This is a genomic window from Lentzea sp. NPDC051208 (assembly GCF_040682435.1).
Classification (GTDB): domain Bacteria; phylum Actinomycetota; class Actinomycetes; order Mycobacteriales; family Pseudonocardiaceae; genus Lentzea; species Lentzea kristufekii.
Map to the genome: position 1 here is coordinate 845,450 of NZ_JBFBAW010000001.1, position 19,810 is coordinate 865,259.

Annotated in this window: 16 protein-coding genes; 2 read left to right on the forward strand and 14 right to left on the reverse strand. The window is 70.3% G+C overall.

Features of this window, described 5'->3' with window-relative positions; translation table 11 throughout:
• Nucleotides 1-71: 71 nt before the first annotated feature.
• The gene (gene sph / locus AB0M48_RS03570; protein ID WP_363835718.1) at nucleotides 72-995 is read left to right on the forward strand and encodes a sphingomyelin phosphodiesterase; all 924 of its coding nucleotides are present in this window, start codon (nucleotides 72-74) and stop codon (nucleotides 993-995) included.
• Here the strand turns inward: sph and AB0M48_RS03575 are convergent.
• The 14 genes from AB0M48_RS03575 to AB0M48_RS03640 form a co-directional block, all read right to left on the reverse strand.
• Nucleotides 955-1,299, reverse strand: coding sequence for a hypothetical protein (locus tag AB0M48_RS03575; protein ID WP_363835719.1), 345 nt, complete (start codon nucleotides 1,297-1,299; stop codon nucleotides 955-957). The two genes, sph and AB0M48_RS03575, sit on opposite strands and share 41 nt — an antisense overlap.
• Before the next feature lie 5 nt (nucleotides 1,300-1,304).
• Entirely contained in the window at nucleotides 1,305-3,800 is a 2,496-nt protein-coding gene (locus AB0M48_RS03580) for a DUF6493 family protein (protein WP_363835720.1), read from the reverse strand.
• The gene (locus AB0M48_RS03585) at nucleotides 3,797-6,265 is read right to left on the reverse strand and encodes a DUF6493 family protein (RefSeq protein ID WP_363835721.1); all 2,469 of its coding nucleotides are present in this window, start codon (nucleotides 6,263-6,265) and stop codon (nucleotides 3,797-3,799) included. The genes AB0M48_RS03580 and AB0M48_RS03585 overlap by 4 nt, the downstream gene beginning before the upstream one ends.
• A complete protein-coding gene (locus AB0M48_RS03590) occupies nucleotides 6,262-7,542 on the reverse strand; it encodes an SWIM zinc finger family protein (RefSeq protein WP_363835722.1) in 1,281 nt (426 codons plus the stop codon). Before AB0M48_RS03590 ends, AB0M48_RS03585 begins: the two co-directional genes overlap by 4 nt.
• Nucleotides 7,543-7,586: 44 nt before the next feature.
• Complete coding sequence (gene lysA / locus AB0M48_RS03595) at nucleotides 7,587-8,897, reverse strand: diaminopimelate decarboxylase (protein WP_363835723.1); 1,311 nt, start codon at nucleotides 8,895-8,897, stop codon at nucleotides 7,587-7,589.
• 110 nt (nucleotides 8,898-9,007) lie between these two features.
• Complete coding sequence (locus AB0M48_RS03600; protein ID WP_363835724.1) at nucleotides 9,008-10,501, reverse strand: amidohydrolase family protein; 1,494 nt, start codon at nucleotides 10,499-10,501, stop codon at nucleotides 9,008-9,010.
• Nucleotides 10,502-10,580: 79 nt separating this feature from the next.
• Entirely contained in the window at nucleotides 10,581-11,495 is a 915-nt protein-coding gene (locus tag AB0M48_RS03605; protein WP_363835725.1) for a glycoside hydrolase family 16 protein, read from the reverse strand.
• Nucleotides 11,496-11,568: 73 nt separating this feature from the next.
• Entirely contained in the window at nucleotides 11,569-12,246 is a 678-nt protein-coding gene (locus AB0M48_RS03610) for a response regulator (RefSeq protein ID WP_363835726.1), read from the reverse strand.
• On the reverse strand, nucleotides 12,243-14,741 hold the full coding sequence (locus AB0M48_RS03615; RefSeq protein ID WP_363835727.1) for a sensor histidine kinase KdpD: 2,499 nt from the start codon (nucleotides 14,739-14,741) through the stop codon (nucleotides 12,243-12,245). The genes AB0M48_RS03610 and AB0M48_RS03615 overlap by 4 nt, the downstream gene beginning before the upstream one ends.
• Entirely contained in the window at nucleotides 14,719-15,246 is a 528-nt protein-coding gene (locus AB0M48_RS03620; protein WP_363835729.1) for a potassium-transporting ATPase subunit C, read from the reverse strand. The genes AB0M48_RS03615 and AB0M48_RS03620 overlap by 23 nt, the downstream gene beginning before the upstream one ends.
• 5 nt (nucleotides 15,247-15,251) lie before the next feature.
• Nucleotides 15,252-17,201: a potassium-transporting ATPase subunit KdpB gene (gene kdpB, locus AB0M48_RS03625; RefSeq protein ID WP_363835730.1), complete on the reverse strand. Its 1,950-nt coding sequence runs from the start codon at nucleotides 17,199-17,201 to the stop codon at nucleotides 15,252-15,254.
• On the reverse strand, nucleotides 17,198-18,820 hold the full coding sequence (kdpA, locus tag AB0M48_RS03630; protein WP_363835731.1) for a potassium-transporting ATPase subunit KdpA: 1,623 nt from the start codon (nucleotides 18,818-18,820) through the stop codon (nucleotides 17,198-17,200). Before kdpA ends, kdpB begins: the two co-directional genes overlap by 4 nt.
• Nucleotides 18,820-18,918: a K(+)-transporting ATPase subunit F gene (gene kdpF, locus AB0M48_RS03635; protein WP_319989549.1), complete on the reverse strand. Its 99-nt coding sequence runs from the start codon at nucleotides 18,916-18,918 to the stop codon at nucleotides 18,820-18,822. Before kdpF ends, kdpA begins: the two co-directional genes overlap by 1 nt.
• Nucleotides 18,915-19,052, reverse strand: coding sequence for a hypothetical protein (locus AB0M48_RS03640; RefSeq protein ID WP_363835732.1), 138 nt, complete (start codon nucleotides 19,050-19,052; stop codon nucleotides 18,915-18,917). Before AB0M48_RS03640 ends, kdpF begins: the two co-directional genes overlap by 4 nt.
• A 139-nt stretch (nucleotides 19,053-19,191) precedes the next feature.
• Between AB0M48_RS03640 and AB0M48_RS03645 the strand changes: the two genes are divergently transcribed.
• Nucleotides 19,192-19,806 carry a uridine kinase gene (locus tag AB0M48_RS03645; RefSeq protein ID WP_363835733.1) on the forward strand — a complete coding sequence of 205 codons (615 nt, stop codon included), beginning with the start codon at nucleotides 19,192-19,194 and terminating at the stop codon, nucleotides 19,804-19,806.
• The last annotated feature ends 4 nt before the right edge of the window (nucleotides 19,807-19,810 follow it).

The window sequence follows — 19,810 nt, forward strand, 5'->3', positions numbered from 1 at the left end:
GATCGATACGACACCTTCGGGTCACCACGGGCTGTTGTGAAAGACTTTCACGTCCGCCACCATCGGGCTTCATGCGCCTGATCACGCTCGCCGCCGCCGTCGCGCTGACGATCTCGGCCGCCCCCGCGGTCGCCGCTCCGGCCGCCCCCAAGATCGCCACCTACAACGTCTTCATGCTGTCGCGGAACCTGTACCCGAACTGGGGCCAGGTCGCCCGCGCCGACCTGATCGACAGCACCGGCGTGCTGAACGGCCAGGACGTCGTCGTGCTCAACGAGGTCTTCGACAACACCGCCTCGGACCGGCTGCTGGCGAACCTGCGCGACACCTACCCGCACCAGACGCCGGTGCTGGGCCGCAGCAAGGCCGGGTGGGACGTGACGAGCGGGAGGTACAGCGACTCGACGCCGGAGGACGGCGGTGTCGCGGTGCTGAGCCGGTGGCCGATCACCACGCGGGTGCAGCACGTCTACCGGGACGGCTGCGGCGCGGACTGGTTCTCCAACAAGGGGTTCGCGTACGTGCGGATCGAGGCGCCGACCGGGCCGCTGCACGTCGTCGGGACGCACATGCAGGCCGAGGACTCGGCCTGCACCAGCGCGCCGGGCGGGTTCCGGGCGAAGCAGCGGGCCGAGATCAGGGCGTTCCTGACGGCGCGGAACATTCCCACGGCCGAGCCCGTGTACGTGGCGGGTGACCTGAACGTGGTCAAGGCCGGCGACGAGTACCCGCGGATGGTGTCGGAACTGGGCGCGCAGACGCCCGAGGTGGGCGGGCACCCGTTCTCGTGGGACTGCGCGGACAACAGCGTCTGCCGCGACCAGTACGGGCCGGAGTACGCGTCCGAGCACCTCGACTACGTGCTGACGATCCAGGGACCGTTGCTGCGCAACGAGACGCGGCGCGTGAAGAGTCCTGAGTGGTCGATCTGGTCGTGGGGGCGCAAGTACACCTTCAACGACCTGTCCGACCACTACCCCGTGTTCGCGGGCTGAGATCGGGCGCGACCGTCAGGCCGAGCTCGGGCATGCCCAGCCAGTCCAGGGTGGCACCCGACTCGGCCAGCTCGATCCGCACGGCGTAGACGCTCAGCAGCAGGGCCTGCACCGAGTCCACGCCGTACGCGGCGCTGACGGCCTCGTCGCCGAGACCCACGATCTGATGCGGACACTCCCAGTCCCCGTTGCCGCTCAACGGGTCCGGGCGCGGGGCACCGAACCTGATCACCACCTCGAAGGGTGATCCGTCCGGTGCCCTGCCCTCGATCTGCCGTTCCGCGACGACGACTCCCAGGTCCATGTGGTTCAGGCTAGTGCGTTCACCAACCGCCGGGTCTGGACGACCGTCTTGCTGGAACCCTTGCGGGCGGCCACCTCCGCGAGACCGCCGACGGTGCCGCCCGGCTTGAGCCGCTGGGCCAGCTCGACCGCCAGCTCGACCAGGTCCGCGACCCTGTTGTGCGACCACGCCTTCGGCAGGGCGGTCGACAGCAGGTCCCACATCTGGGCTGCGGCACCGGAGCGTGCCGCGTCGCGTAGGCACGGCACCACGCGGTTCAGCGCGAGGTCGCCGCGTTCCAGCAGCAGGCCGACGACCTCGCCCAGTGCCCTCCCGTCGAGCTGGTCGCGGGCCGCGAGGATCAGCAACGCGTCGACGGCGTGGGCGCGGCCGACCGTCCCCTCGGCGCCGAGACCGTAGGCGAGCGCCAGGTGCGTGGCGGCACCGATCGGGCCGTCCGCCTCGGCGAGCGCGGGCAGCACCGGGCCGTCGTCGACCTTCGACTCCCGGCCGTTCGCGAGGATCGGCACGAGGAACGCGGCGACGACCTCCCGTTGCGCGGGCAGGACAGCGGGCCAGCACAGGAGCATGGCGCCCCAGCCGTTGTAGCTGAACCAGTATCGCTCCGGATCGGGCAGTCCGGGCGTGAGCGTCGCGAGCAGGCGCTTCTCCGGGGGCGGCGGGGTCCCGTACGCGTGGTGCTGCTTGCGCGTGCGTTCGACCAGTTCGGACGCCGGGTCGCTCGAGTCCCCGAGCCATTCGCGCAGCAGCTTGCCCGCGTTGCTCGTCAACGGCGCGAAGTCCTCCGGCCGGGTGTCTCGTGGCAGCCGGTGGTAGGCCTGCCGGAGGTCACGCGGCCACGGTTCCCAGTTCTCCGCCTCGGCCTTGGCGAGCCGTTCGAGCAGTGTGGCGGCGTCGAGCAGCCCACTCGTCACGGTCGGGGTCGACACCAGCGCCGGTCGCGGCGAGTCGACGATGCCCTTGGCGATCTCGTTGAGCCGCTTGGCGAGTTGCAGGCTCACCGAGCCCACTTCCGCCCGCCTGAGCTGCTTCATCCACGTCCTGGCGGCCTCCAGCACCGACTCGATCGGGCCGAGCGGTGCGGCGGTCTCGGACACGGCGCCGATGATCGAGACGAGCACCGACCAGCAGTCGCGCCGGGCGTGGTCGGGATAGGTCTCGTAGGCGCCGCGGTTCAGCACCCACGGGTGCTTCTCGAAGATCGGCGCGAACGCCCGGGCGATCGCTTCCTTGTCCTGCCAGGCGAAGCGGACCACCGCCTCGATGATCCGTTCGGCGCTCACCAGGTCGACCTGCCCCGCGTTGCGGCCGAACAGCCCGTGCACCTCGCCGGTCAGCTCGTCGAGCGTCGCGATCGGGTCCGGCCACGGGCTCGGCGTGAACGGTGCGAGCTCGACCGCCTCCTCCGCGACCGTCTCGGCGCCGAGCTGGGCGGCGAGATCGGGCGGCAGCTGCTCGGCCAGCGACAGCAGCTCGGTCCGGGTGGTGTCGCCGATCTTGGCCTGGTGCTTGGCGATCAGCTTGACGGCCTGGCCGCGCAGGTCGTCCGACTCGTGCGCGAACAGCTCCGCGGCGGTCAGCACGACTTCGTCCGGAGTGGACTTCGCGTGCTTGCCGAGCCACGTTAGCTGGGTGCGGATGAGCTTCTTCTCGGTGCGGCCGAAGACCCAGCGGCTCGCGTCGGCGAACAGGTCGAAGTCGAGCCTTCCCGCTTCGTCCAACGACTTCAGCCGGTCCTGCGCGAGCGTGGCGACCGTCGAACGCGAGTCGGGCAGCATCGCGACGTAGTCCCGTGCGTGCTCGGCGGTCTCGTCCAGTGTCACGTCCAGAGTCCTGTGCAGCGCGAGGAAACCCTCCATCTCCGAGGCGCTGCCACCTTGCTGGAGCCGGGCCAGGCAGCCGTCGAGGAGCATCCGCCGATCTGCCCGCTCGCACAGGAACTGCTGCCACTGCGGGGTGTTCGCGAAGATCGCCCCGCTGCCGACGACCTCCAGCATGCGCGGGATCAGCGCGTCGAAGGACGGACGCCAGTTGGTGTAGCCGCCGAAGTCCAGGAAGTGCAGCAGGAACCCGTCGGTGTCCGGCGGGGTGTCGCCGCAGAACTCCAGCACGATCCGCATCAGGTCGTGCCGGCTCGGCTCCCGGGCGGGAATCTTGGCGGCGACTCGCGTGACCAGGTCCGGCAGCCACGCGGGGTCGCGGTGCCGCAGCACGTCCAGGGCCTCGGCGATGCCGTTCTCCTGGCTCATGGGGTGCCACCAGATCTGGTAGCGCACGAGCCACGGCGTGAGCGTGGAGGCGTTCGGCAGCAACCCGATGCCCGCGATCTGCAACGCCGCGTGGTGTTCCCAGTTCCAGCCGGACGCCCGCCGTTTCTTATCGTACGCGACGAGATCGGCGGCGCGTTCCTTGCGTTCTTCGGCTGTGAGGCCCTTGAGCACCTCCCCGAGCGCGAGCAGCTGGTCCGATTCGATCAGAGCCTGGATCCTGTCGAAGCTCACGCGGTCCCTCCCAGTGCGCTCATCAGCCTCTTCGCCTGCACGACCGCCTTGCTCGATCCCTTGCGGGCAGCAACCTCCGCCAGTCCGCCGACGGTGCCGCCCGGCTGGAGCCGCTGGGCCAGTTCGACCGCGAGCTCGATCACGTCCGCCGCCCGGTTGTGGGTCCACAGTCGCGGAACGGCCGTGGTCAGGGCATTCCAGATCTGGCGTGCGGCACCGGAGCGCGCCGCGTCGCGCAGGCCGGGCACGACCCGGTTCATCACGAGGTCGCCGCAGTCGAGCAACCGTCCCAGGAATTCGCCGAGCGTGCTGCCGTCGAGCTGGTCGCGTGCGGCGAGGATCAGGACCGCGTCGACGGCGTGCGCGCGGTTGACGGTCAGTTCGGCCCCGAGTCCGTACGAGAGGGCGAGGTGCAGGGCGGGGCCCGCTGGGCCGTGGGCTTCGGCGAGCATCGGCAGGAGCGGGCCGTCGGCGCCCTTCGAGGCCGTCCGCGCCCGCAGGTGCGGAACGAGGTGGGCGGCGACGACCTCCCGCTGGGCGGGCAGCAGGGAAGGCCACCACTCCTTCATCGAGCCCCAGTCGTCGTGCTGGCGCAGGAACTGCTCCGGCTCTTCCAAGCCGGGGGTGACGGTCGCGTACAGGCCGGTCTCGCCCATGTAGGAGTCGTACCGCCAAGGGTGCCGGTAGGCGCGTTCGGCGATGGCGATCTCGGGGTCGGTCCTGTTCGCGAGCCAGTCGCGCACCTTCGCCCCTGCGTTGCTGGTCAGCGACGCGAACACGGCGGCGTCCGTGTCCCGTGGCAGGCGCTGGAGGGCCTGGCGCAGGTCGCGCTGCCACGGTTCCCAGCCCTCGGCCTCGGCCCTGGCCAGGCGGTCGGCCAGCGTCACCGGGTCGAGCAGGCCGGACATCTCGGTGGGTGTGGAGACCAGGGCCGGCTTCGGCAGGTGGACGAGGCCCCTCCCGATCTCGTACAGCCGCTTCGCCAGTTCGTCCCCGACCGCCCCGATGCCGTGCTCCGCCTTCCGGTTGCGAGCGAAGTCCAGGTCGGTGCTCACCTCGTGCTTCAGCGGGCGCGGCTTGTCGCGCGCGTCGAGAACCGCTCCGATGAGCTCGGAACGCGGGCTGTGCTGGGAGTGGTCGAACCACGGGGTGTTCTCGGAGAACGGCCGGATCGCCCGGCCGAGAGCTTCCCTGTCCTCCCAGGCGAACCGGACCACCGCCTCGATGATGCGTTCCGCTGTGGACGGTTCGACGTAGCTCGAGTTGCGGCCGAACGCGCTGAGCAACTCCGTGGTGAGTTCGTCGAGGGTGGCGATCGGGCTCGGGAACGGCCTGGGCTCGAACGCGGCCAGTTCCGGGGCTTGTTCCTGGGACGTGGTGCCGCCGATCTGTGCCGCCAGGTCGCCCGGCAGTTGCTCGGCCAAGGTGCGGATTTGAGCCTGCGTGGTGTCACCGGCGTTGCCGAGGTGCTTCGCGATCAGCTTGACCGCTTGGCCGCGCAGGTCGTCCGACTCGTGCGCGAACAGCTCCGCGGCGACCAGCACCACCTCGTCCGGGTTCGCCTTGCCGTGCTTGCCGAGCCACGTGAGCTGGGCGCGGACGAGCTTCTTCTCGGTGCGGCCGAACACCCACCGGCTCGCCTCGCACAGCAGGCCGAAGTCGAGCCTTTCGGCCTCGTCCAACCGCTTCAGCCGGTCCTGGGCAAGGCCGGCGACCGTCGACCGCGAGTCCGGCAGCATGGCGACGTAGTCCCGCGCGTGCGCCGCGATCTCCTCGACCGTGACCTCGATGATCTCGTGCAGGACGAGGAAACCGCCCACCTCGGCGGCCGTTCCGCCCTGCTGCAGGCGGGCCAGGCAGCAGTCGAGGAGCACCTGCCGGTCCGCCCTGTCGCGCAGGAACTCCGGCCACTGGCGCCGGAAGCCCATGATCCCGCCGCTGCCGACGACCTCCAGCATCCGCGGGATCAACGCGTCGAACGCGGGCTTCCACCTCGTGTGGCCGCCGAGGTCCATGAAGTGCAGCAGGAACCCGTCCGAATCCGGTGGGGCGTCGCCGCAGAACTCCAGGACGACGTGGAGGAGGTCCTGCCGCCAGCGCTCGCGCGCCGGCATCTTGGCGGCGATCCTCGTGACCAGGTCCGGGATCCAGGTGAGCTCGCGGTGGCGCAGCACGTCGACGAGAGCACCGACCCTGTCGTCGTGCCGCCGGCCGTGGTGCGTCGAGATCCGGTAGCGGACCAGCCACGGGGTGAGCGACGACGCGCTCGGCAGCAGGCCCGCGCCCGCGATCGCCAGCTGCTCGCCGTACTGCCAGCGCCGATCACTCGCCCGGTGCGCCTTCTCGTACGCGATCAGGTCCTTCGCGCACTCCTTGCGCTGCTCGGCGGTGAGGCCCTTGAGCGCCTCCTCCAGCGGGTAGGCGTGACCCGCCTCGATCAGCGCCTGGATCCGGGCGAACGTCACGCTCCGCCCCTCACCATGTCCGCGGCCAGCACGTGCTTGCACTTGCCGCGGCCGCCGCGGTACTCGGCCCACCACTGGCAGGTGCACGCCTCGCCGTTGACGCGGTAGGAGCCGACGACCGCCGTGTCGCCGTCCCAGCTCACGGCGTTCTGCGCGACGAGCGCCTTGGCGTTGCGCAGCCTGGGGTTCATGGCCTCGACGTCGATGCCGCCGTAGGGCAGTTCGCGGTGGAAGTACGACGCCTCGGCGAGGTCGTAGCCCACCCGGCCGGCCGTGCCCAGTTGCGCCAGCGCGTCCTTCACCCTGGCCGGGGTGAGTCCGGAACGGTCGGCCAGGTCGGCGACGTCGACGCGGGGTTCGAAGTCGAGCAGCGCGCCGACCAGTTCGGCGTCGGTGTCGGCGTCTCCCGCCGCCAGTCCGTCGAGGACGGCGCCCTCGCCGGACAGACCTCGCGTCACCTCGGGCGACAGGACGAGCGTCAGGCGTTGCGCGCCGAGGTCGACCTCCCAGCCGCTCGCGACAGGCTTGCCGTCGGCCGGCGGGCCGTAGAGCCGGACGGCCTTCGCGAAGCGCAGCAACGGGATGAGGGTCTCGAGGCGGTTCGGGCCCGCCAGGCACACGGCGTTGGCCGAGGCCGATCCGCTGAGCCGCAACGACTTCCCGGACGGCACCGCCCACACCGCCGCGCGGCCCTTGGGCAGCGTCTTGAGGAACCGCTGCGCGTCCGCCGCCGAGAGCTCGGCCTTCAGGTCGAACTTCGAGGTGAGGACCTGGGTCTCGGCGAAGCCCCGCAACCAGCGCGGTGGCAGAGGGACCTTCTTCTCGACGACCGCGCCGTCGAGCGTGCCGACCTCGACCTGGTCGGGCCCGACCGTCAGGTGCAGCGGGTCGCCCTTGGTCACTCGGGCGAGGGCGCGCCGCAGCGGCTCGTTGACGTCGACGTTCGTGGTGCCGCGGTCGTGCACCTCGCCGTCGAGGGCGTCGCCGAGGACGTCCAGGCGCGCGTAGACACCGCAGCAGCCGGAGAACGACTCGAAGCGCAGCCGGTCGCCGTTGCACGTGACGACCGGGTCCCGCAGGCGCTCGGTGGTGGGCTGGAAGTAGCGGGTGCCGGCGACCTTGGCGATCGCGAGCAACGCCGTCGCGGCCTGCTGCGAGTCGCCGAGGAACCCGGTGAAGAAGCGCGGGTTCGGCGCCCGGCCGCCGGAGGTCTGCAGTCCGAGGGCGCGGCGTGTCTCGTCCAGCCGGGAGTCGGCCACGTAGGCGTACGAGTGCATCGCGCCACTTTAGGGAACAGACGTTCGACTCGGCACCCGAATGCTCAAACATAGCGGCGCAACAGGTCCTCCTCGGTCTCCCTGCGCACGATCGGCCTGGCGACCCCGTCGCTGACGGCGATGACCGGCGGCCGGCAGACCTGGTTGTAGTTCGAGGCCAGGGCGTGGTGGTAGGCACCCGTCGCAGGGACCGCGAGCAGGTCTCCAACGTGCACGTCCTGCGGCAGGAGCACGTCCTCGGCGAGCACGTCGCCGGCCTCGCAATGCCGGCCGACAACGGTGACGGGCTTGGCTTTTCCGCCGCGGCCCACGAGCCGGACGGCGTACTTCGCGCCGTACAACGCGGGGCGCGGGTTGTCGCTCATGCCGCCGTCGACCGCCACGAACGTCCGGGTCGACTCCTTGACCGCGCACACCCGGTACAGGGTCACCCCGGCGTTCGCGACGATCGAGCGGCCGGGTTCGACGAGCAGGCGCGGGGGTGGTGCGCGGTGCAGCGCGCACTCGTAGTTGAGGGCGCCCCGGATGCGGTGGGCGAACCCCGCGAAATCGAAGTCCGTGTCGCCCTTGAGGTACGGCGCGCAGAAGCCGCCACCGAGGTCGAGCTGCTCGATCCTGGTGCCGCAGGACGCGATCAGGCCGACCATCCGCCGCACGGCCTCCTCGTAGCTCGCCACGTGCCTGATCTGCGAGCCGAGGTGGCAATGCAGGCCCACGAGCTTCAGCGACGGCTGCTCGACCACCCGCAGGACCGCGTCCAGGGCGGCGCCGGAAGCCAGGGAGAAGCCGAACTTCTGGTCCTCCACGCCGGTCGCGATCTTGGCGTGGGTCTGGGCGTCGATGCCGGGCGTCACGCGGATCATGACCTCCTGGCCGTGGGTCGCCAGGGCACCGAGCTGGGCGATCTCGTCGAACGAGTCGACGACGATCCTGGAGACGCCGTACGCCAGGGCTGCCTTGAGGTCTTCGGCGGTCTTCACGTTGCCGTGCAGGACGATCCGCGTCGCCGGGAATCCGGCGGCCCTGGCCAGTGCGAGCTCTCCGGCCGAGGACACGTCCAGCGACAGGCCTTCCTGCGCCATCCAGCGGTAGACCTCGGGGCAGGGCAACGACTTCCCCGCGAACACGACCTCGGCGCCGGGCAGTGCGGCGCGGAAGGCCCTCGCCCTGGTGCGGACCGTCTGCTCGTCCAGGACCTGGCACGGGGTGCCGAAGCGCGCCGCCAGCTGCGTGGCGGGCAGTCCACCGATGACGAGGTCCTGGCCGGCGATCCGGGTGGCGTCCGGCCAGAGACCGTCTTCCAGCACCGGTTCGGTGGAGCATCCGGTGCTGGGCAACAACTCCGCGAGTGTCATGCGTCCAGCACACGCCTGCCGCGCGGCCGTGCCCAGATCCAGGACGGGACCCTGACACGGCATGGCCCCGCCTTGACGCGATCCTGACGATCGCGGTGGCGGGGACCACATCAGTGCTCGCAGCACCCCATCGGCGTCGCCGGTGCCTCCACCGGTTCCTGTGCGGCGGCCTCGATCTCCCGCAGGACGCGCGTGCGGTCGGCCGGGCCGAGGTAACGGCCCCGGCTGACGACGGCGTGGATGCGGCCGACGTTCGTGATGTCCCGCAACGGGTCGGCGTCCAGCACGACCAGGTCCGCCTGCTTGCCCGGGGTGACCGTGCCCGACTCGTGCTCCCGGCCGACGCAGCGAGCGGCGTCGCGGGTGGCGGCCTGGAGGGCCTGCGCCGGACTGAGACCCGCCTGGACCAGCAACGCCAGTTCGTCGTGCAGGGAGAAGCCGGGGAAGACGTAGGCGAAGCCCGCGTCGGTGCCCGCGACGACGCCCACGCCCGCCTCGTGCATCTGCCGGAGCAGGCCCATGCGGGCGTCGCCGAACCTCCGCAGTTCCGCGACCTCCTCGGGAGTGCGGGCAGGGCGGCCGGACATGATCTGCTGCCACTGCGCGCGCAGGCCGACCGGGATGTACCGCATCCGTTCGAGGGCCACCGGATCGTTCGTGATGGTCTCGGGCGAGCGGGACATGTTCCGTTCGACGAAGAGCGTCGGCGACTGCCAGGTTCCCTGCCTGGCCATCGCGGCGAACACCTGCCGGGCGCGGGCCGGTGAGTGGGTGGCGACGGCCGCGCGTTCCATCCGGCCCGCGTGGCGGCCCCACCAGTTCGGGTCGGCCGGGTCGTCGGGCATGGCCCGGAGCTGCGCGTACAAGACGTCGGCGTTGTCCGATGTGGACGTGAACAGGTTGTAGAGGTGTTCGTGGGTGTGCTGCGCCAGCGCGTCCTGCACGGGCACGCGGGCGGGAACGTGGCCGGCGAACGGGATCCGCAGCCTGCGGGCCTCGTCGGCGATGGCGGCGTGGCACTCCGGCGAGAGGAACGAGTAGACCTTGACGAAGTCCGCTCCCCCGTCCTTGGCCCTGCGCACGGCGGCACGGGCTTCTGCCGGGGTGCGAACGATGTCCGAGCCGGGCCAGATGGAACCGGGTCCGTCGACGATCGCGCTGGCGATCACCATGCGGGGACCGAGGATCTCGCCGGTCTCGATGCGACGGCGGGTGTCGTGGGTCTCGGGCTGGCCCCACATCTCGCGGATGCCCGTGACGCCTTGGACGACGTGCAGTGGCGCGACGGTGTTCTCGAAGAACGTCGCGTGCGTGTGCAGATCCCACAGGCCGGGGATCACGTACTTCCCGGCCACGTCGATCACCCGCACCCCGCGGGGCACGTCACGGTGGCGGCCGGCGGCCAGGATCCGGTCGCCGGCCAGCACGACGGTCGCGTCGTGGACGGGCGAGCGGCCGGTGCCGTCGATGAGCGTCGCTCCTCGCAGCACGGTCACACCGCTCGCCGCCATCGCGGGTCGGTGCCCCACGGCACCCAGCGCGACCGCTCCGAGTGCGCCTTTACCCAGCCAGGACAGCACGTCCCGGCGCGCGAGTTCCCCCACTGTTCCACCTTCCCCCGAAGTCCCCTGCTGCCACGCTAGCGACTTCGGGGCGGTGGAACAGTAGGGCTAGCCGGAAGAACTACGGTCGGGTCCACACCGCCACGTAGTCGACCGCCATCGAACGGCCGGGCGTCGTCTCCGGGACAGGAGTGCCGCGGCCTGCCACGCCGTTCGGGAACGCGCCGCCCATCGCCACGTTGAGCAGGATGAAGTAGCCCTGGTGGGACGTCATGTTGTTCCAGGAGGTCGCGTCCATCTGGTTCTGCCGCACGGTGTGGAACTGCTGGCCGTCGACGTACCAGCGCAACTGGTTCGGGCTGACCGAGCGGTCCCACTCGAAGCGGTAGGTGTGGAAGTTGCCGGGACACTGGCTGCCGGGGCAGGCGCGGGAGGCGCCGAGACCGTTCGTCTCGTTGCACGGACCGCCGGGGTTCACGCCGCAGTGCAGCACGCCCCAGACGCTGTTGATGCCGTTGACGTTCTCCATGACGTCGAACTCGCCGATGCTCGGCCAGTTCCAGTAGTTGCCCCGGTACGGGGCGCCCAACGCCCAGAACGCGGGCCAGTAGCCGAGCGCGCCGGTGCCGGTGATGTTCGGCATCTGGATGCGGCCCTCGATGCGCAGCACGCCGCCTGCCGGTGCCTTGAAGTTCGCCCGGCGGGACTCGATGCGGGCCGAGGTCCACTCGCCGTTGGCCGCGCGCAACGGCACGATCCGCAGGTTGCCGGTGCCGTCGAGGCGCAGGTTGGCGCGGTCATTGGTGTAGCGCTGGATCTCGCCGGTGCCCCAGTTGCCAGGACCGCCGGGGTAACCGTGACCGATGTCGACGATCCAGTTGTTCGAGTTCGGCGCTGTGTTGTTCACGCCGGTGAAGTCGTCCGACCAGGCCAGCGACCAGCCGGGCGGTGTCGGTGGGACCGCTGCCTGGGCGACGCCGGACAGCGGCGGCACCAGTAGCAGCGCCAAGAGCGCATACCGAAGTTTTCGAGCCACGATGATGACCTCTCTGTCACGATCGTGCGGCAGCGGACTCTCATGGAAGCGCTCTCACGGCTCCGCGTCAACCTCACAGCTCGAACCGGTACCCCATCCCCGGCTCGGTGATGAGGTGGCGGGGGCGGGCCGGGTCGTCCTCCAGCTTGCGCCGCAATTGAGCGAAGTAGACGCGCAGGTACTGGGACTCGTTGACGTGCATCGGCCCCCACACCTCCTGCAGCAGCTGCTTCTGCGACACGAGCCGGCCGGGGTTGCGCGCCAGGATCTCGACCAGGCCCCACTCGGTCGGTGTCAGGTGGACCTCGCGGCCGCCTCGCCGCACCTTCTTCACCGCCAGGTCGACGACGAACGACGCCGTCTCGACCACGGGATCACCGGCCTCTCGGGCCACGTTGCGGCGCACGGCGGCACGCAGCCTGGCCAGCAGCTCATCCATCCCGAACGGCTTGGTCACGTAGTCGTCGGCGCCCGCGTCGAGGGCCTCGACCTTGGCCGACGAGTCGGTGCGCGCGGACAGCACGATGATCGGGATCGTGGACCAGCCGCGCAGGCCGACGATCACGTCCACGCCGTCGATGTCGGGCAGGCCGAGGTCGAGCACGACCACGTCCGGCTTGCCCTCGACGGCGACGCCCAAGGCGGATCTGCCGTCGTAGGCCGTCATCACGTCGTAGCCGCGTGCGCCGAGGTTGATCCGCAACGCGCGGACGATCTGCGGTTCGTCGTCGACCACCAGCACTGATGTCATCGGGAAGTCTCCTCGTAGGCGGGCAGTGAGATGACCACGGTCAGTCCACCGCCCGGGGTGTCCTCGGCGCTGATCTCCCCGCCCATGGCGGCGGTGAAGCCCTTCGCGACGCTCAGCCCCAGCCCGACGCCCGGTGTGGCGGAGCGGTCGCCGAGGCGCTGGAACGGTGCGAACAACCTGTGCCCCGTCTTCTTCGGCAGTCCGGGACCGTGGTCCACGATCCGCAGCTCGACGGACGAACCGTGGCGGCTGGCACGGATCGTCACCGGCGACGGACTGCCGTGCCGCAGGGCGTTGTCCACCACGTTCGCGACCACGCGCTCCAGCAGCCCCAGGTCCGCCAGCACGGGCGGGAGGTCCTCGGCCACGACCACCGACACCTCTCCCCCGATGCCGGCGAGCGCCCTGGCCACGACCTCGTAGTAGCCGACCGGGCGCAGCACCGGCTCGACCGACCCGGTCGCGAGCCGGGACGAGTCCAGCAGGTTGTCCACCAGGCCGGTCAGCCGGTCCGCGGACTCCTCCACGGTCGCCATCAGCTCGGTGACGTCCTCTTCGGACAGTGGCAGCGAGGTGTCGCGCAGGCTCCCGATCGCCGCCTTGATCGACGTCAACGGAGTGCGGAGGTCGTGGCCCACCGCCGACAGCAGGGCCGTGCGCAACTCCGACGTCTCGGCTTTCCGTTGCGCGTGCAGGGCGTCTGCGGCCATCCGCTGCTGCCGCAGTGCCACGAACGTCTGCCCGGCCGCGGCCTCCAGCACCCGCTGGTCGCTCGCGGGCAGCACGCGCCCGCTCAGCCTCAGCCGCACGTCCTCGGTGACCGTCACCTCGGTCACGGGACCGGAATCCCTTCCGGCGCACTCCACGCGGGTCCAGGCGCCGTCCCGCCGCTCCACGAGAGCGACCGACTCCAGGCCGAAGTTCTCCCGGATCTTCTCCAGCAGCCGGGTCAGCGGACACGGGCTCGTGAGCACGGTCCTCGAATAGGACGCCAGCAACGCGGCTTCGGTCCGCGCCCGTGCGCCCTGCTCCGCGAGCCGGGCCGCCCGGTCGACCGTCAGCGCCACCACGGTCGCGACGATCACCATGGCCGCCAAGGTGATCACGTTCTCCGGCGTCCGCACGGCCAGGCTGTAGTAGGGCTCGGTGAAGAAGTAGTTCAGCAGCCCGGCTCCGAGAACCGCGCAGAACAACGCGGGGCCGAGTCCACCGGCGATCGCCACCACGCACGTGACCAGCAGAAACGCCACCAGGTCGGTCGAGAAGTCCAGCTCGTCGCGCCACAGCATGCCCAGCGCCGTCACCGCGGCCGGCAACGCCGGCGACAGGCCCCAGCCGATGAGGCGGCGCCGGAGCGACAGCGGATCCGCGCCGGTCCTCCACCGCAGGCCCCGCCGCGACTCGTCGTGCGTGACCATGTGCACGTCGATCGCGCCGGACTCCTGCACCACGGCCGCGCCGATGCCCTCGTCGAACGCCCGCGCGACCCGTGACCTGCGCGAAGTTCCGAGCACCAGTTGGGTGGCGTTGACCCCGCGAGCGAACTCCAGCAGTGCCGTCGGCACGTCGTCGCCCACCACCGAGTGGAACGTCGCGCCGACGTCCTCGGTGATCCTGCGGGACCGGGCGATGCGCTCGGGCGTGGCGCCGGACAGCCCGTCGCCGCGCAGCACGTGCAGCACCAGCAGTTCCGCGCCCGCCCGCGTCGCGATCCGGCGCGCGCGGCGGATCAGCGTCTCGCTCTCCGGGCCCCCGGTGATCGAGACGACCACCCGTTCCCTGGTCTCCCAGGTGTCGGTGATCTCCTTCTCGCTGCGGTACCGCCGCAACGCGACGTCGACCTGGTCGGCCACCCACAGCAGCGCCAGTTCCCGCAACGCCGTCAGGTTGCCGAGCCGGAAGTAGTTGCCCAGCGCGGCGTCGATCCGGTGCGCCGGATAGACGTTGCCGTGCGCCAGCCGCCGTCGCAACGCCTCGGGCGTGATGTCGACCAGTTCGACCTGCTCGGCTCGGCGGACCACCTCGTCCGGCACGGTCTCCCGCTGCCGGACACCGGTGATCCGCTCGACGACGTCGTTCAGCGACTCCAGGTGCTGGACGTTCACCGTCGACAGGACGTCGATGCCCGCTTCGAGCAGTTCCTCGACGTCCTGCCACCGCTTCTCGTTGCGCGAGCCCGGCGCGTTGGTGTGCGCGAGCTCGTCGATCACCGCGACCTCGGGCCGGCGGGCCAGGATCGCGTCCACGTCCATTTCGGACACCTCGAGTCCGCGGTGCCGCACCACCCTGCGCGGCACCACTTCCAGGTCTTCGAGCAGGGAGGCGGTCTTGTCCCGGCCGTGGGTCTCCACGAGTCCGACGACCACCTCCGTGCCGCGCTCCCGGCGCCGGTGTGCCTCGCCGAGCACGGCGAAGGTCTTGCCGACGCCGGGAGCGGCGCCGAGGTAGATCCTCAGCTCACCCCGGCGACCGTCAACTGGCGCTGTCGATGGCACGGTTCAGCGCAGTCACGTTGACGGTGGTGGTGAAGGTGCCGTGAGCGTGGGCAGCGACCAGCTCACGCACCTTCTCCACCGGCAGCCCGGACGCGCGTGCCACGCGGGGCACCTGCAACGCCGCGTAGTCCGGGCTGATGTGCGGGTCGAGGCCGGACGCGGACGCCGTCACGGCGTCCTGCGGCACCCGGCTCTCGGGCACGCCTTCGCGTTGCGCGATCTCCGTCCTGCGCTCGGCGACGACCAAGGTGTAGTCCTCGTTCCGCTCTCCCTTGTTCGAGCCACCGGACGCGGGCAGCGTCGCGGCGGACGGCCTCGGCACGAAGTACCGGTCACCTTCGCGGGCCACCGCGACCAGAGTCGTGTCCGTGGCCTCGGCGTTGGCGTGCAGGCCGGGAAGCCGCGACACGCCCCACACCGACAGCGGGTAGAGCACGCCGAGGAGCACCGTGAGTGCGAGCAGGATCCGCAGACCCGCCCACGACTGCTTGAGGAAGTTCGTCATTCGCTTCAGCCGATCCCGGGGATGAGTCGCACGAGCAGGTCGATCAGCCAGATCCCGGCGAACGGCGTCACGACGCCGCCCAGGCCGTAGATCAGCAGGTTGCGCCGCAGCAGCGCCGACGCACTGGACGGCCGGTACCGCACTCCCTTGAGCGCCAGCGGGATCAGCGCCACGATGATCAGCGCGTTGAAGATCACAGCCGACAGGATCGCGGACCGGGGCGTGGCCAGGTGCATGATGTTGAGCCTGTCCAGCGCCGGGTAGATCGCCGCGAACATGGCGGGCAGGATCGCGAAGTACTTCGCCAGGTCGTTCGCCACGGAGAACGTCGTCAGCGCACCGCGGGTGATCAGCAGCTGCTTGCCGATCTCCACGATCTCGATGAGCTTGGTCGGGTCCGAGTCGAGGTCGACCATGTTGCCGGCCTCCTTCGCGGCCGACGTGCCGGTGTTCATCGCGACACCCACGTCCGCCTGGGCCAGCGCGGGCGCGTCGTTCGTGCCGTCACCGGTCATCGCCACCAGCCGGCCGCCCTCCTGCTCCTTGCGGATCAGGGCCATCTTGTCCTCGGGCTTGGCCTCGGCGAGGAAGTCGTCGACCCCGGCCTCCTCCGCGATGGCCTTGGCGGTCAACGGGTTGTCGCCGGTGACCATGACCGTCCGGATGCCCATCGCTCGCAGCTCGGCGAAGCGTTCCTTCATGCCGGGCTTCACCACGTCCGACAGCCGGATGATGCCGAGGACCTTCCCGTTCTCGGCGACGACGAGCGGGGTGCCGCCCTGCGCGCTGATCTCGTCGACGATCTCGCGGGCGGTGTCGGTCAGCTCGAACGCCGACGCCGCGCCCTTGCGGATGCTGCGCTCCCCGAGGTCGATGCCGGACATCCTGGTCTGGGCGGTGAACGGGACGAACTCGCCGGTCTTCTCGTGCTCACTGGCGGGTTCACCGCCCGCCAACTCCAGGATGCTGCGGCCTTCGGGGGTGTCGTCGGCCAGGCTCGCGAGCCGGGCCGCCGCGACGAGCGTCTCGTCTGAGGTCGGGCCGACCGCGATGAACTCGGTCGCGCGCCGGTTGCCCCAGGTGATCGTGCCGGTCTTGTCGAGCAGCAACGTGTCGATGTCGCCGGCGGCCTCGACCGCCTTGCCCGACGTGGCCAGGACGTTGCGCTGCACCAGCCGGTCCATGCCCGCGATGCCGATGGCGGACAGCAGCGCGCCGATGGTCGTCGGGATCAGGCAGACCAGCAACGCCGTCAGCACGACGACCGACTGCTCGCCGCCCGAGTAGATCGCGAACGGCTGCAGTGCCACGACGGCCAGCAGGAAGATGATCGTCAACGTCGAAAGCAGGATCGTCAGGGCGATCTCGTTCGGCGTCTTCTGCCGTTCCGCGCCCTCGACGAGCGCGATCATCCGGTCCACGAAGGACTCGCCGGGCCGGGTCGTGATCCGGACGACGATCCGGTCCGACAGCACGGTCGTGCCTCCGGTGACCGCGCACCGGTCGCCGCCGGACTCCCGGATGACGGGCGCGGACTCGCCGGTGATCGCGGACTCGTCCACCGTCGCGATGCCCTCGACGACGTCACCGTCGCCGGGGATGACCTCGCCCGCCTCGACGACGACCAGGTCGCCGATCTTCAGTTCGGTGCCCGCCACGACGTCGCCGTTGACGAGCCGGGCGACGGCGTCGGACTTCGTGCGCCGCAACGACTCCGCCTGCGCCTTGCCGCGTCCCTCCGCGACGGCCTCGGCGAGGTTCGCGAACAGCACGGTGAACCACAGCCACGCCGCGACGGCGATGGTGAACACGCTCGGCTCGGTCACCGCGAACACGGTGACCAGCAACGACCCCACCCAGACGACGAACATGACGGGACTGCGCAACTGGTGGCGCGGGTGCAGCTTCTTCAGGGCCTCGGGAAGAGCGGCCGCGAGACCGGGTTCGGTGGTCACAGCAGTGCCTCCGCGATGGGACCGAGAGCGAGAGCGGGGACGAACGTCAGCGCGGCGACCAGGACGATCGAACCGGTCAGCAACGTCGCGAACAACGGTCCGGTGGTGGGCAGCGTGCCCGCCGTGACCGGCACCTTCTTCTGCGCCGCAAGGGATCCGGCGAGCGCGAGCACCGCGACGATCGGGACGAACCGGCCGAACAGCATGCACAGGCCGAGCGACGACTGGAACCAGTCGTTCGTCACCGTGATCCCGGCGAACGCCGACCCGTTGTTGTTCGACGCCGACGCGTACGCGTAGAGGATCTCCGACAGGCCGTGCTCTCCGGGGTTGTTGAGAGCGCCCTGGGTGCTCGGCAGGATCGCGGCGATGCCGGCGCCGATCAGCAGTACCGTCGGCATCGCGAGGATCGACACCGCGGCGGCCGTGACCTCCTTGCGCCCCAGCTTCTTCCCCAGGTACTCAGGCGTGCGGCCGACCATCAGGCCCGCCAGGAACATCGCGATGATCGCCATCACGAGGATGCTGTAGAGCCCGGTGCCGACACCGCCCGGCGTCATCTCGCCGAACAGCATGTTGAGCAGTGCGGCACCGCCGCCGAGCCCGGTGTAGCTGTCGTGCAGCGAGTTGACCGCGCCGGTCGACGTGCCGGTGGTGGCGTTCGCGAAGAGCGCGCTGCCGGGGATGCCGAAGCGGAGTTCCTTGCCCTCCAACGGCCTGATGCCGTTCGCCTCGGCGGCCCAGATCACCGCGAGCATGGCCGTCCAGATGAGGCCCATGACGCTGAGCAGGACGTAGCCCTGCTTCCGGTCGCCGACGAGTCGGCCGAACGTGCGCGTCAGCGCGACCGGAATCGCCAGGATCAGGAAGATCTCGATCAGGTTGGTCCACTCGCCCGGGTTCTCGAACGGGTGCGCGGAGTTCGCGTTGAGGACGCCGCCACCGTTGGTGCCGAGTTCCTTGATGACCTCTTGGCTGGCGACGGGTGCGTTCGCCACGACCTGCCCGTCGACGTCCACTCCGGACCTGAGCGACATCGTGACACCGAACGCGACCAGCACGATCGCGCCGATGAACGCGATCGGCAGCAGGATCCGGAGGGTGCCGCGCACGAGGTCGACCCAGAAGTTGCCCAGCCGGTCGGTCTGGTGCCGCACGAATCCGCGGACGAGCGCGACGGCCACGGCCAGGCCGACCGCCGCCGACACGAAGTTCTGCACGGTCAGGCCGATCATCTGGACCGCGTGGCCCATCACGGCCTCCGGCACGTACGACTGCCAGTTCGTGTTGGCCACGAAGCTGATCGCCGTGTTGAACGCCATGCCGGGACCGACGTCGCCGCGGCCGAAGCCGAACGGCAGCAACGATTGTGCGCGCTGGAACACGTACAGGAACACGATGCCGACGAACGAGAAGCCCAGCACGCCGTACGCGTAGGTGCTCCACTTCTGCTCGGCGTCCGGGTTGATGCGTGCGAAGCGGTAGATGACTCGCTCGGCTTTTAAGTGGCCCTTGGCGGTGAAAACGCGGGCCATGTAGTCGCCGAGGGGCCGGTACACGACCGCCAGGGCCGTGACGAGGATGCCGGTCTGCAGGAGGCCGGCCACGAGGGGTGACATCAGAACTTCTCCGGCCTGACGAGTGCGATGAACAGGTAGACGACGAGCCCGAGTGCGATCACGCCGGCGACGGCGTTCGCGACGAGTCCCGTGCTCACAACTTCTCCAGTCCACGCACCGTCAGGCCCAGCACGACGAAACTCCCGATCAGCAGCAACGCATAGGCCAGGTCGGCCATGACGCCGCTCCCTTCAACGACAAGATGTTCTTGATGACGCTCGGCAGCGTGCATCAGGAAATGCCTGATCAGGGGGTGCCTGACAGCGTCCTTACGGGGGCGGGTCCGGCTTTTACGCGTTCTTGAGGCCGGAGAGACCTGGGTCTCAGCCGATCGGGCCTCACGCGGTCACGATGTGTGAAATCGTGCCGGGGTGTTGAACGAAGTCGCCGCTCTGCTGCCCGCACGTGGCCTGGTCGCGGTCGACGGCGTCGACGGGGCGGGCAAGACGACGTTCTGCGACGAGCTGGCCGGGGTGTTGCGTTCCGCGGGCCGCGAGGTCGTGCGGGCCTCCGTGGACGACTTCCACCACCCGCGGACGATTCGCTGGCAGCGCGGGAAGACCTCGCCCGAGGGGTTCTTCCTCGACAGCTTCGACTACCCGCGGTTCGTCGACCACCTGCTCACGCCGTTCGCCGAAGGGCGGCCGTTCCGGCGAGCGAGCCACGACCTGGAGACCGACGAGTACGTCGACCCGCCCGCCGAGGTCGCGTCACCGGACGCGCTCCTGCTGGTGGACGGGATCTTCCTGCACCGCGACGAGGTCGTGACGCACTGGGACTTCTCGGTGTTCCTCGACGTCGGCTTCGCGGTGTCGGTGGCGCGCATGGCCGGGCGCGACGGCAGCCCGTCCGATCCGGACGATCCCCGCAACCGCCGCTACGTCGAGGGCCAGCGGCTGTACCTGGCGACGTGCGACCCGGCGTCGCGGGCCAGCCTGGTGGTCGACCACTCCGCGCATCGACCCCCGAATCGTTACCGGACGTGATAAC